Raw genomic sequence first — 15,670 nt, 5'->3', positions numbered from 1 at the left:
CGGTCAGCGCTTGCGCTCAGGGCGAACGGAATCGGTGGGCAACGCTCTTGGGGCGAGCGGTATCGGTAACCGCTCTTCTGGCTGCGCGGGGGCGCCCAGCCTTGGCGCGCGCAGGGTCGCAGACAGCAGGAACCAGGGGCCCCCGCTCTCCTTTCTTTTGGCCGCCGGGCCGAGACCCGGCTGCTGCCCTCGGCAGAGGCATGCGGCAACAAGAAGCGATCAACTCAAGCCTTCTTCCGCGCCAGCCACGCATTGATCTCCCCCATGATCCCGCGGCGGAAGGCCAGCACACAGACCACAAAGATCAGTCCGGTCACAATGGTCACCGACTCGCCCAGCGTGTTGAACCATTCGAAGCCCGTGATGCGGCCCAGGAAGGTGCCGAGTTCGCCGATCTTGTTCTCGATCAGCACCACCACCGCCGAGCCGACAATGGGCCCCGACAGCGTGCCCAGGCCGCCCATCAGCGTCATCAGCACCACATGGCCCGACGTGGTCCAGTGCGCGTCCGACAGCGTGGCAAAGCCCAGCACCACGGTCTTGAGCGAACCGGCCAGGCCCGTGAGCGCGGCCGACAGCACGAAGGCCAGCAGCTTGAAGCGCGTGGTGTCATAGCCCAGCGAAATCGCGCGCGGCTCGTTTTCCTTGATGGCCTTGAGCACCTGGCCAAATGGCGAATGCACGGTGCGCACGATCAGCAGGAAGGCCGCGACCACGATGGCCAGCACCACGTAGTACATGGTCAGATCGTCGGCCAGATCGATCAGGCCGAACAGCTTGCCGCGCGGCACGCCCTGCAGGCCGTCTTCGCCGCCGGTATAGGGTACCTGCAGGCAGACGAAGAACACCATCTGCGCCAGCGCCAGCGTGATCATCGAGAAATAAATGCCCTGGCGGCGGATCGCGAGCCAGCCGAACAGCAGGCCCAGCAAGGCGCCGCCCAGCGTGCCGGCCAGCATGCCCAGCTCGGGCGACAGGCCCCAGAACTTCATGCTGTAGCCGGTGATATAGGCCGCGGTCCCCAGAAAAGCCGCATGGCCGAAGGACAGCAGGCCGGTATAGCCCAGCAGCAGATTGAAGGCCGCGGCAAACAGTGCGAAGCACATCAGCTTCATCACGAATACCGGGTAGGCGCCGGCGAACGGCGCGACGATCAGGGCCAGCAGCAGCAGGCCGTAGCCCATCTTGGCAAGAAGCTTGGTGTTCATGTTGGCGGCCCCTTATTTTTCTTTGCCGAACAGGCCGGCGGGGCGAATCAGAAGAACGATGACCATGATGACGAACACCACGGTCGAGGAAGCCTGGGGATAGAACACCTTGGTCAGGCCTTCGATCACGCCCAGGCCCAGGCCGGTGAGAATGGCGCCCATGATCGAGCCCATGCCGCCGATCACCACCACGGCAAACACCACGATGATCAGGTTCTGACCCATCAGCGGAGTCACCTGGTAGACCGGCGCCGCAAGCACGCCGGCAAACGCCGCCAGGCCCGCGCCGAACGCATAGGTCAGCGTGATCATCACCGGCACGTTGACGCCGAAGGCCTCGACCAGGCGCGGGTTCTCGGTGCCCGCGCGCAGATAGGCGCCAAGCCGCGTCTTCTCGATCACGAACCAGGTCGCAAGGCATACGGTGACCGAAGCCAGCACCACCCAGGCGCGGTAGTTGGGCAGCATCATGAAGCCCAGGTCGGTCGCGCCTTCGAGCAGCTCGGGCGTGTCATAGCCCAGGCCCGACACGCCGTAGACCGAGCGGAACAGGCCTTCGATCAGCAGCGACAGGCCCAGCGTCAGCAGCAGGCCGTAGAGGTGATCGAGGCGGTAGATCCAGCGCAGCAGAAAGCGCTCGATCAGCACGCCCAGCAGGCCCACGAGCAGCGGCGAGACCAGCAGCATCACCCAGTAGTTGATGCCGAAGTAGTTCATCGCCATCCAGGTGCTCACGGCACCCAGCATGAACAGCGCCCCATGTGCGAAATTGATGACGTTGAGCAGGCCGAAGATCACCGCCAGGCCCAGGCTCAAGATCGCATAGAACGAGCCGTTGACCAGCCCCAGAAGGAGCTGGCTCATCAGGCCCGGCAAAGAAACACCGAGAATTTCCATGGGGTATACGCGAAAGGTAAGAGAAGAAAGCGCGGCTGCGAGCGGCTCAGATGGCCCGGGAGAACAAGGTCTCCAGGGCCATGCCGATGGCTCTTATTTCCAGAGCGCGCACTTGGTTTCGGCCTTGGTGGTGAAGACCTGGTCGCCGGGCAGCGTCGACAGCACCTTCAGGTAGTCCCAGGGCTTCTTCGACTCGGAAGGCTTCTTGACTTCGACCAGGTACATGTCGTGCGCGTAGGTGCCGTCGGCACGGATGTTGCCCTTGGCGTAGAAGTCCGACAGCGGCGTGCTCTTGAGGTAGGCCATGACCTTGTCGGCGTCGGTGGTCTTGACCGCCTGCACGGCCTTGAGGTACTGCATCACGGCCGAGTAGTCTGCGGCCTGCACATCTGTAGGCATGCGCTTGGTCTTGGCAAAGAACTTGTTGGCGAAGGCGCGCGAGGCGTCGTTCATGTCCCAGTACCAGCTGGTGGTGTGCAGCAGGCCTTCGGTGTTCTTCAGGCCCAGGCTGTGGATGTCGGTCAGGAACACCAGCAGGCCGGCGGTCTTCATCGTCTTGTTGATGCCGAATTCCTTGGCCGCCTTGATCGCATTGATGGTGTCGCCACCGGCGTTGGCCAGGCCCAGGATCTGCGCCTTGGAGGCCTGGGCCTGCAGCAGGAACGAGGAGAAGTCCGAAGCGTTGAGCGGGTGCTTGACACCGCCGAGCACCTTGCCGCCCTTGGCCTTGATCACGGCCGTGGTGTCGGTTTCCAGCGCCTGGCCGAAAGCGTAATCGGCGGTCAGGAAGAACCAGTCCTTGCCACCGCGGTCGACCACCGCGCCGCCCGTGCCCTTGGCCAGCGCCACGGTGTCATAGGCATAGTGCACGGTGTAGGGGTTGCACTGCTCGTTGGTCAGCGCCGACGAGCCCGCGCCGTTGTTGATGTGCACGCGCTTCTTCTCGTTCGCCACCTGCGACACGGCCAGCGCCGTGCCCGAGTTCGTGCCGCTGAACACCAGCGTAACGCCCTGGGTGTCTATCCATTCGCGCGCCTTGCTGGCCGCGATGTCGGCCTTGTTCTGGTGGTCGGCCGAGACCAGCTCGATGGGCTGGCCCAGCACCTTGCCGCCGAAGTCGTCGATGGCCATCTGCATGGCGAGCGCGCCGTTCTTGCCTTCGACGTCGGCATAGAGGCCCGACATGTCGGTCACGAAACCGATTTTCACTTTTTCCTGGGCCTGGGCCAATGGGGTCACCAGACCTGCAGCAGCCAGTACGCAAGCCAGTGTGGTCAACGAAGTCTTCATGGGAATATCTCCTGGATGGATAAAGGCTAGGACAGAAAAAAACCGGGGCCGCGCACGGCGCGGACACCCACAAAACACCGGACTACACGCCCAGCAATTCATTGAGCACGGGCATCTTGGCCTGGAGCTCGGCGGCGCCGAAACGCTCGACGATGCGGCCGTGCTCCATGACGTAGAAACGGTCCGCCAGCGGTGCGGCGAAATGGAAGTTCTGCTCCACCATCACCACGGTGTAGCCCTTCTCGCGCAGCGCGGTGATCATGCGCGCCAGCGCCTGCACGATGACCGGCGCCAGGCCTTCGGAAATCTCGTCGAGCAGCAGCAGCCGCGCGCCGGTGCGCAGGATGCGCGCCACGGCCAGCATCTGCTGCTCGCCGCCCGACAGGCGCGTGCCCTGGCTGTGGCGGCGCTCGGCAAGATTGGGAAACATCGCGTAGATTTCTTCTACCGACATGCCCTTCTCGCCGGTCTTGAGTTCGGGCGGCAGCAGCAGGTTTTCCTCGCAGGTCAGGCTGGCGAAAATGCCGCGCTCTTCGGGGCAGTAGCCCAGGCCCAGATGGGCAATGCGGTGCGTGGGCATCTGAATCGTTTCGACGCCATTGACCTTGACCGAGCCCTTGCGCGCTCCAGTGAGGCCCATGACCGCGCGCAGCGTCGACGTGCGGCCCGCGCCGTTGCGCCCCAGCAGCGTCACCACTTCGCCGGGCTGCACCGTCATGTCGACGCCGTGCAGCACATGCGACTCGCCGTACCAGGCCTGCAGGCCGCTGATTTCCAGTGCGGGCTGTCCCGCCTTCGTGTTGCTTGCGGCCATCTCAATGGGCTCCTTGAAGTTGGCCGTCGGTCGTGCCCATATAGGCTTCCATCACTTTCGGATTGCTCGAGACTTCGGCATACGGGCCTTCGGCCAGCACCGCGCCGCGCTGCAGCACCGTGATGCAGTCGGCAATGCTGGACACCACCTTCATGTTGTGCTCGACCATCAGAATGGTGCGGCCGGCCGAGACCTTCTTGATCAGCTGGGTCACGCGGTCCACGTCTTCGTGGCCCATGCCCTGGGTGGGCTCGTCGAGCAGCATCAGCTCGGGCTCCATCGCCAGCGTGGTCGCGATCTCGAGCGCGCGCTTGCGGCCATAGGGCAGATTCACCGTGAGCTCGTCGGCCAGGTGTTCGAGGTTGACTTCGGCCAGCAGTGCCATGGCACGGTCATTGAGCTGGTCCAGCGACTTTTCGCTGCGCCAGAAATGGAAGGCCGTGCCCAACTGCCGCTGCAGACCCACGCGCACGTTCTCCAGCAGCGTGAGGTGCGAGAACACCGCCGAAATCTGGAACGAGCGGATCACGCCCAGACGCGCGATCTGCGATGGCTGGGCGCGCGTGATGTCCTGGCCGTTGAAACGGATGCTGCCCGAAGTCGGTTCGAGGAACTTCGTCAGCAGGTTGAAGCAAGTGGTCTTGCCTGCGCCATTGGGTCCGATCAACGCATGGATGGCGCCGCGGCGGACCGACAGGTTCACATCGCTGACCGCGGTGAAGCCCTTGAACTCTTTGGTCAGGTGGCTGGTCTCAAGAATGACGTCGCTCATGTGCGCTCTGGCCGCTCCGGTGGATGCTGCAAAACCGTCCATGGTCTGCCTTGTGGCAGTCCCTGGGGGGATATATGCATGGCATCGTATGCCGCGACCTCTCGGCGAACACTGGGGCAAATACGCCCGTACAAACGCTTAATCGCCCTGTCGCCGCGCCGAGAGCAGGCGAGCGGGCACGGACTGCATTGGCTTGCAAGCGAAGTGCCTGCAAACATGCATGCCACTGCGCGCCGGCAAAAATGTTGCCAAGCTTGATCGAAAACAACATTTCCGGCCGCCAAAAGGCTGAAAACAGACGCTCAGGCGACAATTTAGCCGCCTGCTCCCAGCCTCGAAAGCTACTGCAGCGTTTCCTTGGAACTGTCGGAAATCGGCAGGGGCAGCACGCCTATTCCTTCTTCGAGCAAGGCCACGGCGTCGGCCACGCTGGCCTTCCCGCGGATCGCACGCTCTTCGATTTCGCCATGGTGCATGCGCCGCGCCTCGTCGGCAAAGCGCTCGCCCACGTCTTCGGTCCTGGCAATGACTTCGCGCGCCATGCGCAGCCAGGCCGCCTGCTGGGCCTGGGGTGAGGCTGCGGCGGGCGCAGCCGGGGGAGAGGAAGAGGATGCGGGCGCGGGGGCCGCAGCGCCGAGGTTCAGCCGCGGCGCGCTCAGGCGCTTGTCGATATGGGAGTCGCCGCACATGGGGCACAGCACCAGGGCGCGCGCCTTCTGCGACTGGAAATCGTCTTCCGACGCAAACCAGCCTTCGAAGACATGGCCGTGCTGGCAACCGAGATCAAGGACCTTCATGGCGAATGACCGGACCGGCCTAGCTGTCCTATTGACGTCGCTTGACCAGGTAGCGGTAGACGAAGCCGGGGAAGCCCAGCGTCAGAAACAGTGTAGCGGTGATCGCGTAAAACTCCCAGCCCTGGGGTGCGATCTGGCCGACACGGCGCTCGAGCAGCAGCGCCAGGCCGCCGACGAGGAAATACAGCAGCAGCATCTCGAGCAGGCGCATGGGCAGCGGCTTGCGCCCGGCTGCCACCGGTCCGACGATGAACCAGCGGTGATTGACAAATGGCAAATTGGCGGCCACCAGGGCCGCCAATATCACCAGCCAGATGGAGGCTGTCTGGGTCACGCTTTGGTCATGCTTTCTCAGGAAGCCAGGGCACGGACAATGGCGTCCGCGCACAGCGACATCAGTCCGCCGGGCATCACGCCCAGCAGCAGCACCAGAGCGCCGTTGATCGACAGCACGACGCGCACGTCGAGCGGGGCCGACACGCTGGTCGCGGTGATGGGTTCATCGAAGTACATGACCTTGACGACGCGCAGGTAGTAGAACGCACCGATCAGCGACATCACGACGGCAAACACGGCCAGTGCGATGTAGGCGGTTTCGCCCGAAGCGATCAGCGATTGCAGCACCGACAGCTTGGCGTAGAAGCCGACCAGCGGAGGAATACCGGCCATCGAGAACATGCAGATCGCCATCACGCCGGCATACAGCGGGCTGCGCTGGTTCAGACCGGCCAGATCGGAGATCTCTTCGCTCTCGAAGCCTTCACGCGCCAGCAGCAGCACCACGCCGAACGTGGCCAGCGTGGTCAGCACATAGGTGACCACATAGAACATGGCCGAGCTGTAGGCGTTCTCGACGGTCGCGGGATCGACATGGCCGTTGACCACGCCCGACAGCAGGCCCAGCAGCACGAAGCCCATCTGCGAGATCGTCGAGTAGGCCAGCATGCGCTTGAGGTTGCTCTGGCCAATGGCCGCGAGGTTACCCACCAGCAGCGAGCCTATGGCCAGCACCGCGAGCATCTGTTGCCAGTCGATTGCCAGCGGCAGCAGACCATCGACCAGCAGGCGGATCGAGATCGCGAACGCGGCCAGCTTGGGCGCGCCGCCGATCAGCAGCGTGATCGCCGTGGGAGCGCCCTGGTAGACGTCGGGAATCCACATGTGGAAAGGCACGACACCCAGCTTGAACGCCAGACCGGCGACGACGAACACCAGACCGAAGACCAGCACCTGATGGCGGATCGCACCCGAGTTGATGGCCTTGAAGACCTGGCCGATATCGAGCGAACCCGTGGCGCCGTAAAGCATGGACATGCCGTACAGCAGGAAACCGCTGGCCATCGCGCCGAGCACGAAATACTTCATTGCGGCTTCGACGGCGGCCTCGTTGTCGCGGCGCAGCGCGACCAGCGCATAGCTCGACAGCGTCAGCAGTTCCAGGCCGAGATACAGCACCAGAAAGTTGTTGCCCGAGATCATGATGAACATGCCCAGCAGCGCGAGCATGGACAGCGTGAACAGCTCACCGCCGCGCAGCATGTCGCGGTCGGCGGCGTAGGGCCGGCCGTAGACCAGCGTCACCATCAACGCCACGGTGGCGAAGCACTTGAGCCAGTTGCCCATGGCATCGCTGACCACCATGTTGCCCCAGCCATAGAAAGTCTGGCCGCTCGAAGCGTAGAAGCCTTGCAGCACGGCCACCACCGCCAGGGTCAGCAGCGTCAGCACATAGGTAGTGGTGCGGCGCGGGCTGTTCACGCCCAGGTCGACCAGGGCGATCACGCATGCCATGACCAGGAGAATGATCTCCGGGTAGATCGCAAGCCAGCTGATGTTGTCAATCATCTCGAGTCTCTCAGTTCAGTCTGGTCAGGGAAGCTTGGACAGTGCGACCTGCTGCAGCAGCTGGGCCACGGAAACGTCCATCACATCCGTGAAGGGCTTGGGGTACACGCCCATGTAGAGCACGGCCACCGCCAGCACTGCCATCACGAGGAATTCGCGGGCATTGAGGTCGGTCAGGCCACGCACGTTGTCGTTGGCGACAGGGCCCAGGTAGACCCGCTTGTACATCCACAGCGTGTAGCTGGCGCCGAAGATCAGCGCCGTGGCAGCGCCCAGGCCGATCCAGAAGTTGAACTTCACGGCACCCAGGATCACCATCCACTCGCCGACGAAACCGGCGGTCGCGGGCAGGCCGCAATTGGCCATCGCGAAGAACAGCGCGAACGCAGCGAACTTGGGCATGGTGTTGACCACGCCGCCGTAGGCAGCGATTTCACGCGAATGCACGCGGTCGTACAGCACGCCGATCGACAGGAACATCGCACCCGACACGAAGCCGTGGGCAATCATCTGCACCAGACCGCCGGACACGCCCAGGTCGTTGAAGATGAAGAAGCCCAGGGTCACGAAGCCCATGTGCGCAACGGACGAATAAGCCACCAGCTTCTTCATGTCCTTTTGCACCAGCGCCACCATGGCCACGTAGATCACGGCGACCAGCGACAGCGCGATCATCAGCCAGGCCCATTCGCGCGCGGCGTCGGGAGCGATGGGCATGGAAAAGCGCAGGAAACCGTAGGCACCGAGCTTGAGCATGATGGCCGCCAGCACGGCCGAGCCGCCGGTAGGCGCTTCGACGTGAACGTCGGGCAGCCAGGTGTGCACCGGCCACATCGGCACCTTCACGGCAAACGCCGCGAAGAAGGCGAAGAACAGGAAGGTCTGGGCCGAGGCCGACAGCGGCATCGCGTACCAGGTCTTCAGATCGAAGCTGCCGCCCGACTGCACGTACAGGTAGATCAGCGCGATCAGCATCAGCAGCGAGCCGAGCAGCGTGTACAGGAAGAACTTGAACGCGGCGTAGATCTTGTTCGGGCCGCCCCAGATACCGATGATCAGGTACATCGGAATCAGCGTGGCTTCGAAGAACACGTAGAACAGCATGCCGTCGAGCGCGCTGAACACACCGATCATCAGGCCCGACAGGATCAGGAACGCGGCCATGTACTGGTTCACGCGCTCGGTGATCGATTCCCAGGAAGCGATCACCACGATCACCGTGATGAAGGCCGTCAGCGGCACGAACCAGAACGACAGACCGTCAAGGCCCAGGTGGTAATTGACGTTGAAGCGCTCTATCCAGAGCACCTTTTCGACGAACTGCGCGGCGGCCGTGCCGTTGTCGAACCCCTGATACAGCGGCAGCGTGACCGCCAGGCCGACCAGGGCACCGACCAGCGCAAGCCAGCGCACGGCACGTGCGTGCTCGTCGCGGCCCAGGGCCAGCAGCAGGACACCGAATGCGATCGGGGTCCAGATGGCAAGACTCAACAAACCCATTTTTGTTCTTCCTTACTTGTTGAGCCACACGAAGTAGGTCATGAGCAGGAAGATGCCCAGGATCATGACCAACGCGTAGTGGTAGATATAGCCGGTCTGCAGCGCACGTGCCCAGGCAGCGATGCGCGCAACGACCTTCCAGGAGCCGTTGACCACGGCGCCATCGATGATGGTCTGGTCGCCGACCTTCCACAGGAGCGTGCCCAGGGCGCGCGTTCCGCGTGCCAGCACGTTCTCGTTGAACCAGTCGAGGTAGTACTTGTTCTCGAGCAGGTTGAAGATGGGCATGCAGTTGCGCTTGATCGCCGCGGGCAGCGCCGGGTTGACCATGTACATGTAGTACGACAGCGCCACGCCAGCCAGTGCGAGCCAGAACGGAGCGGTCTGCAGGCCGTGGATGGCCATGGCCAGCGCGCCGTGGAACATGCCTTCGATGCCGGCCATCGCGCCGTGCTTGGCGCCGTCGACCGTGATCACGCCGTCGAAGAACGAACCGAACAGCATGTGGTCGATGGTGAAGAAGCCCACGAACACCGAGGGAATCGCCAGCAGCACCAGCGGAACGGTCACGACCCAGGGCGACTCGTGCGGCTTGGCATCGTGGCCATGGCCGTGGTGGTCATCATGCGCGTGGTGGTCGTCGTGGTGCGCGTCGGGGTTCTGGTCGTAGCGTTCCTTGCCGTGGAAGACCAGGAAGTACATGCGGAACGAGTAGAACGCGGTCACGAACACGCCGGCGAGCACGGCGAAGTGCGCGAAGCCGGCAGCGGGCAGCTGGCTGAAGTGCACGGCCTCGATGATCATGTCCTTCGAGTAGAAGCCCGAGAACAGCGGCGTGCCGATCAGGGCCAGCGAGCCCAGCAGCGAAGTGATCCAGGTGATGGGCATGTACTTGCGCACGCCACCCATCCAGCGCATGTCCTGGTTGTGGTGCAGGCCCATGATGACCGAACCGGCACCAAGGAACAGCAGCGCCTTGAAGAACGCGTGGGTCATCAGGTGGAACACCGCGACCGAGTAGGCCGAAGCGCCCAGCGCGACGGTCATGTAGCCCAGCTGCGACAGCGTCGAGTAGGCGACCACGCGCTTGATGTCGGTCTGGATGATGCCCAGGAAGCCCATGAACAGCGCGGTGATGGCACCGATGATCAGGATGAAGTTCAGCGCGGTGTCCGACAGCTCGAACAGCGGCGACATGCGCGACACCATGAAGATGCCGGCCGTGACCATGGTCGCGGCGTGGATCAGCGCGGAGATGGGCGTGGGGCCTTCCATCGAGTCAGGCAGCCAGACGTGCAGCGGGAACTGCGCCGACTTGCCCATCGCGCCGATGAACAGGCAGATGCAGATCACGGTGATCAGCATCCAGTCGGTGCCGGGGAAGCTCAGTGCGCCGAGTTCCTGCGACTTGGCGAAGATCTCGGTGTAGTTGAGCGTGCCCGCGTAGGCGCCGATCAGGCCAATGCCCAGGATGAAGCCGAAGTCACCGACACGGTTGACCAGGAAGGCCTTCATGTTGGCGAAGATGGCGGTGGGCTTGTTGTACCAGAAGCCGATCAGCAGGTACGACACCAGGCCCACGGCTTCCCAGCCGAAGAACAGCTGCAGCAGGTTGTTGCTCATCACCAGCATCAGCATGGAGAAGGTGAACAACGAGATGTAGGCGAAGAAACGGTTGTAGCCGTCGTCTTCCTTCATGTAGCCCATGGTGTAGATGTGCACCATCAGCGAGACGAAGGTCACGACGACCATCATCATCGCGGTGATGCTGTCGACCATGAAGCCGACTTCCATCTTCAGGCCGCCGACCTGCATCCAGGTGTAGAGCGTTTCGTTGAAGCTCGCGCCGTCCATCGCCACGCTCTTGAGCGTGAGGGCGGACAGAACGAAGGCGATGAACACGCCGAGGATGGTCAGCGTGTGGCTGGCTGCGCGGCCGATGCGGTTGCCGCCGAAGGCCGTGCCGAACAGGCCGGCGAGCGCAGAGCCCACCAGCGGTGCCAAGGGCACGGCCAGCAGGGTGGATGCGGAGAGGGTTTGACTCATTCTGGAGAACCTTGCAAGTTGCGGCCGCTCAACCCTTGAGGGTGTTGAGATCTTCCGCGTTGATGCTGGACTTGTTACGGAACAGCAACACCAAGATGGCCAGGCCAATCGCCGATTCCGCAGCGGCCACGGTCAGGATGAAGAACACGAACACCTGGCCGTGCATGTCACCCAGATAGTGGGAGAAGGCCACGAAATTCATGTTCACGGCCAGCAGCATCAGCTCGATGGCCATGAGCAGAACGATCAGGTTTCTGCGGTTCAGAAAAATGCCGATGACAGCGATGGCGAACATCATCGCCCCCAGTGTCAGGAAATGCCCGAGTGTGAGCGTCATGCCTTGGTCTCCTGCGCAGCAGCGTCGCCTGCGTCCTCTTGTACTTGGGGCGCACGCGTGGCCGCCACCTTCACCATGCGCAGGCGGTCCTTGGAACGCACGCGAATCTGTTCGGAGGGGTTGATCGCCTTGCTGTCCTTGCGCTTGCGCAGGGTCAGAGCAATCGCGGCAATCATCGCCACCAGCAGGATCGTGGCCGCGATTTCCACCGGATACAGGTATTCGGTGTACAGCAGGCGGCCCAGTTCCTTGGTATTGGAATAGGCTTCGGGCTGTCCGGCCGCATTGAGCACCATGGCCGGAATGGCCTTGGGTTCATCGATGCTGCTGAAGCCGCCCATGAGCACCATGCCCATTTCGAACACGATCAGCACGCCGATGAAGGCCGCCAGCGGGAAATGCTTCCAGAACCCCTGGCGCAGCGCGTCGATGCGGATGTCCAGCATCATCACCACGAACAGGAACAGCACCATCACGGCGCCCAGGTAGACCAGCACCAGCGCGATCGCGAGGAACTCGGCCTTGAGCAGCAGCCAGATGGCCGCTGCCTGAGAGAAAGCCAGGATCAGGTTGAGCACGGCGTGCACGGGGTTGCGCGCCGTCACCACGCGGAACGAGGCGACGAGCAGCACGACCGCGAACAGATAGAAAAAAGCAGTTTTGGCGTCCATGAATCGAGTCTTCTTGGGAGTTCAGGCGCCGCTTCAGCGGTACTTGGCATCGGCCGCGCGGGCGGCGGCGATGTCGGCTTCGTAGCGGTCGCCAACGGCCAGCAACATGTCCTTGGTGAAGTACAGGTCACCGCGTTTTTCGCCGTGGTATTCAAAGATGTGCGTCTCGACGATCGAGTCGACCGGGCAGCTCTCTTCGCAGAAACCGCAGAAGATGCACTTGGTCAGATCGATGTCGTAGCGGTTGGTACGGCGCGAACCGTCATCCCGCACTTCCGACTCGATGGTGATCGCCATCGCGGGGCACACGGCCTCGCACAGCTTGCACGCGATGCAGCGCTCTTCGCCGTTGTCGTAACGGCGCAGTGCATGCAGGCCGCGAAAACGCGGCGACAGAGGCGTCTTCTCTTCGGGGAACTGCACCGTCACCTTGCGGCGGAAAGCGTAGCGACCTGTCAGAGACATGCCCTTGACCAGCTCCCAGAGCATGAAGCTCTTGAAGAAATCCTTGATAGAAAAAGATGTAGCAGCAACAGCAGCCATTTGTGTCCCCGCTTATTTCCAGATATTCCAAGGCGAGTGCAACCATGCACCCACGATGACCAGCCACACCAGGGTGACGGGAATAAAAATCTTCCAGCCCAGACGCATGATCTGGTCGTAACGGAAGCGCGGGAAGGTGGCGCGGATCCAGATGAACATCGACACGACGACGAAGGTCTTGATACCCAGCCAGATCCAGCCGGGAATGAACGACAGGAAGTCGAACGGTGGCAGCCAGCCGCCCAGGAACATCAGCACGGCCAGGATCGACACCAGCCACATGCTGGCGTATTCGGCCAGGAAGAAGACCGCAAAGCCCATGCCCGAGTACTCGACCATGTGGCCGGCAACGATTTCGGCTTCGCCTTCGACCACGTCAAACGGATGGCGGTTGGTTTCAGCGACACCCGAGATCAGGTAGACGATGAAGATAGGCAGCAGCGGCAGCCAGTTCCACGACAGGATGCTGGCGCCCATGTCGGCGGCCATGCCCGTGCCCTGGCTCATGACGATGGCCGTGAGGTTCATGCTGCCCGAGACCATGATCACCACCAGGAAGCAGAAGCCCATGGCGATTTCATAGCTGACCATCTGCGCCGAGGCGCGCAGCGCGCCAAGGAAGGCGTACTTCGAGTTGGAAGCCCAGCCGGCGATGATCACGCCGTAGACTTCGATCGAGGTGATCGCCATGATCAGCAGGATGCCCGCGTTGACGTTGGCCAGCGCGACATCGGGGCCGAAGGGAATGGCGACCCAGCCGGCAAGCGCCGGCATGATGGCCATCACCGGGCCCAGGAAGAACAGGCCCTTGCTTGCGGCCGTGGGCTGGATGATTTCCTTGGTCAGCAGCTTGATGCCGTCGGCCAGGGGTTGCAGCAGACCGAAGGGACCGACGCGGTTGGGACCGTGGCGCACCTGCATGAAGCCCAGCAGCTTGCGCTCCCACAGCGTCAGGTAGGCAACGGCGCCCATCAGCGGGGCGACGATGCAGACGATCTTCAGCAGGATCCAGAGAACCGGCCAGACCACGGCGGTCCACCAGCCACCCGAGAACAGGCCCAGGCCGCCGTTGTAGATGGCGTCGATCATGCGGCACCTCCGTCACGGACCAGACGTGCGTCCGCCGTCAGTTGCAGGGAAGCCGCGCGGCGCACCAGGCCGTCGAGCTGATAGATGCTCGCCACGACCGGCTCGGCCATGGCTTCGCGGCGCACGGCCACAGGCGCGAGTGCAGCGTTGTTCAAACTCTCGGCAGGCACCTGCGATGCTCCTTGCGCAATTTCGGCCAGGACTTCCTGGGCCGTTTCGTAGGCCATGCCAGGCACGTCCAGCAGATTGGCCAGCACGCGCAGCACCTTCCAGCCCGGACGCGTGTCTTCGAGCGGACGCACGACGGCGTGGAAGCTCTGGATCAGGCCTTCGGCGTTGACAAACGTACCCGGGGTTTCCGAGAACGGCGCGATGGGCAGCAGCACGTCGCTGATGTCCATGTTGGCCTTGAACGGGCTCAGCGTGACCACCATCTGCGCGCCGTCGAGGCCGCGCGCACCGCCGGCCGCGTCGAACGCGGGTTCGGTGTTGAGCAGCAGTGCGGCCTTGAGGCCGCCCGCAGCCAGCATCTGGCCGGCGTTGAGGCCGCCGGCTTGCGGCTGGGCCTTGACCCATTGCGCGCCCACGGTGTTCGCGGCTTCGGTCAGGTAGCCGACGCTCGCGCCGGTCTGCGCGCCAATCCACTGCGCCAGGGCCAGCAGGCTCGAAGCGTGTGCATGGTGGGCAGCGGCGTTGCCCAGCAAAATCGCCTTGCGTTCGCCCGACAGCAGCGCCTTGGCAATTGCCTGGGCCTGGTCGTTCGAGGCAGCAACCTGCACCGGTGCGTCCACGCCCTTTTCCTGGGCCACGGCGGCGGCTACATCGGCCAGCGCCTGTTCCCAGTCGGCGGCATGCACCACCGATTGCGCGACGGGCATGGCCCAGTCGTATTCCTGGCCGTTGATGGCATGCACCTTGCAGCCCTTGCGGGTCGCCTGGCGGATGCGCTGGGCAAACAGCGGATGGTCCTTGCGCAGGTTGGAGCCGACGATCAGCGCCGACTGCAGCAGCGACAGCGAGGCCACCGAAGTGCCCAGCCATTGCACGCCCGCAGCCGGGGCGAACTCGGCGTGGCGCAGGCGGTGATCGATGTTGTCGCTGCCCAGGCCGCGCAGCAGCTGGCCCGCGAGGTGCAGCTCTTCGAGCGTGCTGTGCGGGCTGACCAGCGCGCCAATGGAGTTCGCGCCATGGTCCTGCTTGATCTGGCGCAGGCCGTTGGCCACGTACTCGAGCGCGGTCTGCCAGTCGACTTCCTTCCACTCGCCGCCCTGCTTGATCATGGGGCGGGTCAGGCGCTGTTCGCTGTTGAGCGACTCGTACGAGAAGCGGTCGCGGTCGGCGATCCAGCATTCGTTGACGGCGTCGTTCTCGAACGGCAGCACGCGCATCACGCGGTGGTTCTTGACCTGAACGATCAGGTTGGCACCGGTCGAATCGTGCGGGCTCACCGACTTGCGGCGCGACAGTTCCCAGGTACGGGCGCTGTAGCGGAAAGGCTTGCTGGTCAACGCGCCCACGGGGCAGATGTCGATCATGTTGCCCGACAGCTCGGAGTCGATCGTGTCGCCGGCGACCGTGGTGATCTCGGAATGCTCGCCGCGGTGGATCATGCCCAGTTCCATCACGCCGGCCACTTCCTGGCCAAAGCGCACGCAACGGGTGCAATGGATGCAGCGCGTCATTTCCTGCATGGAAATCAGCGGACCCACGTCCTTGTTGAACACCACGCGCTTTTCTTCTTCATAGCGCGAGGAGCTGCCACCGTAGCCCACGGCCAGATCCTGCAGCTGGCATTCGCCACCCTGGTCGCAGATCGGGCAGTCCAGCGGGTGGTTGATGAGCAGAAACTCCATCACCGACT

Annotated in this window: 15 protein-coding genes; all 15 read right to left on the bottom strand. The window is 63.3% G+C overall.

Translation table 11 applies throughout. The features are described 5' to 3' along the window. Positions 1 to 224: 224 nt before the first annotated feature. Positions 225 to 1,208 (bottom strand): branched-chain amino acid ABC transporter permease, encoded by a 984-nt coding sequence (locus RR928_RS03535; protein ID WP_332681529.1) that lies wholly within the window; start codon positions 1,206 to 1,208, stop codon positions 225 to 227. Between the two features lie 12 nt (positions 1,209 to 1,220). Next, on the bottom strand, positions 1,221 to 2,105 hold the full coding sequence (locus RR928_RS03530) for a branched-chain amino acid ABC transporter permease (protein WP_184273905.1): 885 nt from the start codon (positions 2,103 to 2,105) through the stop codon (positions 1,221 to 1,223). A gap of 93 nt (positions 2,106 to 2,198) precedes the next feature. Next, a complete protein-coding gene (locus RR928_RS03525) occupies positions 2,199 to 3,395 on the bottom strand; it encodes an ABC transporter substrate-binding protein (RefSeq protein ID WP_332539054.1) in 1,197 nt (398 codons plus the stop codon). A gap of 82 nt (positions 3,396 to 3,477) precedes the next feature. Next, the gene (locus RR928_RS03520; protein ID WP_332539055.1) at positions 3,478 to 4,209 is read right to left on the bottom strand and encodes an ABC transporter ATP-binding protein; all 732 of its coding nucleotides are present in this window, start codon (positions 4,207 to 4,209) and stop codon (positions 3,478 to 3,480) included. A gap of 1 nt (position 4,210) precedes the next feature. Next, positions 4,211 to 4,981 carry an ABC transporter ATP-binding protein gene (locus RR928_RS03515; protein WP_332539056.1) on the bottom strand — a complete coding sequence of 257 codons (771 nt, stop codon included), beginning with the start codon at positions 4,979 to 4,981 and terminating at the stop codon, positions 4,211 to 4,213. A gap of 341 nt (positions 4,982 to 5,322) precedes the next feature. Further along, complete coding sequence (locus RR928_RS03510; protein ID WP_332539057.1) at positions 5,323 to 5,778, bottom strand: DUF1178 family protein; 456 nt, start codon at positions 5,776 to 5,778, stop codon at positions 5,323 to 5,325. Positions 5,779 to 5,806: 28 nt separating this feature from the next. After that, a complete protein-coding gene (locus RR928_RS03505) occupies positions 5,807 to 6,112 on the bottom strand; it encodes a DUF2818 family protein (RefSeq protein ID WP_332539059.1) in 306 nt (101 codons plus the stop codon). A 17-nt stretch (positions 6,113 to 6,129) separates the two neighbouring features. After that, positions 6,130 to 7,623, bottom strand: a complete 1,494-nt coding sequence (gene nuoN / locus RR928_RS03500) for an NADH-quinone oxidoreductase subunit NuoN (protein ID WP_332539060.1) — start codon at positions 7,621 to 7,623, stop codon at positions 6,130 to 6,132. Positions 7,624 to 7,647: 24 nt separating this feature from the next. After that, entirely contained in the window at positions 7,648 to 9,123 is a 1,476-nt protein-coding gene (locus RR928_RS03495; protein WP_332539062.1) for an NADH-quinone oxidoreductase subunit M, read from the bottom strand. 12 nt (positions 9,124 to 9,135) lie between these two features. Beyond that, positions 9,136 to 11,169, bottom strand: coding sequence for an NADH-quinone oxidoreductase subunit L (gene nuoL, locus RR928_RS03490; protein WP_332549599.1), 2,034 nt, complete (start codon positions 11,167 to 11,169; stop codon positions 9,136 to 9,138). Positions 11,170 to 11,197: 28 nt separating this feature from the next. Next, positions 11,198 to 11,506 carry an NADH-quinone oxidoreductase subunit NuoK gene (gene nuoK, locus RR928_RS03485; protein WP_213296817.1) on the bottom strand — a complete coding sequence of 103 codons (309 nt, stop codon included), beginning with the start codon at positions 11,504 to 11,506 and terminating at the stop codon, positions 11,198 to 11,200. After that, complete coding sequence (locus tag RR928_RS03480; RefSeq protein WP_332539064.1) at positions 11,503 to 12,177, bottom strand: NADH-quinone oxidoreductase subunit J; 675 nt, start codon at positions 12,175 to 12,177, stop codon at positions 11,503 to 11,505. Before RR928_RS03480 ends, nuoK begins: the two co-directional genes overlap by 4 nt. 33 nt (positions 12,178 to 12,210) lie before the next feature. Beyond that, entirely contained in the window at positions 12,211 to 12,720 is a 510-nt protein-coding gene (gene nuoI, locus RR928_RS03475; RefSeq protein WP_213296811.1) for an NADH-quinone oxidoreductase subunit NuoI, read from the bottom strand. 12 nt (positions 12,721 to 12,732) lie between these two features. Next, on the bottom strand, positions 12,733 to 13,809 hold the full coding sequence (gene nuoH, locus RR928_RS03470; protein WP_332539066.1) for an NADH-quinone oxidoreductase subunit NuoH: 1,077 nt from the start codon (positions 13,807 to 13,809) through the stop codon (positions 12,733 to 12,735). Then, a partial coding sequence (gene nuoG / locus RR928_RS03465) for an NADH-quinone oxidoreductase subunit NuoG (protein WP_332681522.1) occupies positions 13,806 to 15,670 on the bottom strand: 1,865 nt, incomplete at its 5' end. The genes nuoH and nuoG, both read right to left, overlap by 4 nt.

Origin of the sequence: Comamonas sp., from assembly GCF_036666375.1 — a bacterium.
Classification (GTDB): Bacteria; Pseudomonadota; Gammaproteobacteria; order Burkholderiales; family Burkholderiaceae_C; genus Comamonas.
This window is presented reverse-complemented; position numbering and strand designations above follow the sequence as displayed.

Excerpts from the sequence above, each read along its gene's own strand:
- RR928_RS03535 (WP_332681529.1), bottom strand. The coding sequence starts at position 1,208 with ATGAACACCAAGCTTCTTGCCAAGATGGGCTACGGCCTGCTGCTGCTG.
- RR928_RS03530 (WP_184273905.1), bottom strand. The coding sequence starts at position 2,105 with ATGGAAATTCTCGGTGTTTCTTTGCCGGGCCTGATGAGCCAGCTCCTT.
- RR928_RS03525 (WP_332539054.1), bottom strand. The coding sequence starts at position 3,395 with ATGAAGACTTCGTTGACCACACTGGCTTGCGTACTGGCTGCTGCAGGT.
- RR928_RS03520 (WP_332539055.1), bottom strand. The coding sequence starts at position 4,209 with ATGGCCGCAAGCAACACGAAGGCGGGACAGCCCGCACTGGAAATCAGC.
- RR928_RS03515 (WP_332539056.1), bottom strand. The coding sequence starts at position 4,981 with ATGAGCGACGTCATTCTTGAGACCAGCCACCTGACCAAAGAGTTCAAG.
- RR928_RS03510 (WP_332539057.1), bottom strand. The coding sequence starts at position 5,778 with ATGAAGGTCCTTGATCTCGGTTGCCAGCACGGCCATGTCTTCGAAGGC.
- nuoN (WP_332539060.1), bottom strand. The coding sequence starts at position 7,623 with ATGATTGACAACATCAGCTGGCTTGCGATCTACCCGGAGATCATTCTC.
- RR928_RS03495 (WP_332539062.1), bottom strand. The coding sequence starts at position 9,123 with ATGGGTTTGTTGAGTCTTGCCATCTGGACCCCGATCGCATTCGGTGTC.
- nuoL (WP_332549599.1), bottom strand. The coding sequence starts at position 11,169 with ATGAGTCAAACCCTCTCCGCATCCACCCTGCTGGCCGTGCCCTTGGCA.
- nuoK (WP_213296817.1), bottom strand. The coding sequence starts at position 11,506 with ATGACGCTCACACTCGGGCATTTCCTGACACTGGGGGCGATGATGTTC.
- RR928_RS03480 (WP_332539064.1), bottom strand. The coding sequence starts at position 12,177 with ATGGACGCCAAAACTGCTTTTTTCTATCTGTTCGCGGTCGTGCTGCTC.
- nuoI (WP_213296811.1), bottom strand. The coding sequence starts at position 12,720 with ATGGCTGCTGTTGCTGCTACATCTTTTTCTATCAAGGATTTCTTCAAG.
- nuoH (WP_332539066.1), bottom strand. The coding sequence starts at position 13,809 with ATGATCGACGCCATCTACAACGGCGGCCTGGGCCTGTTCTCGGGTGGC.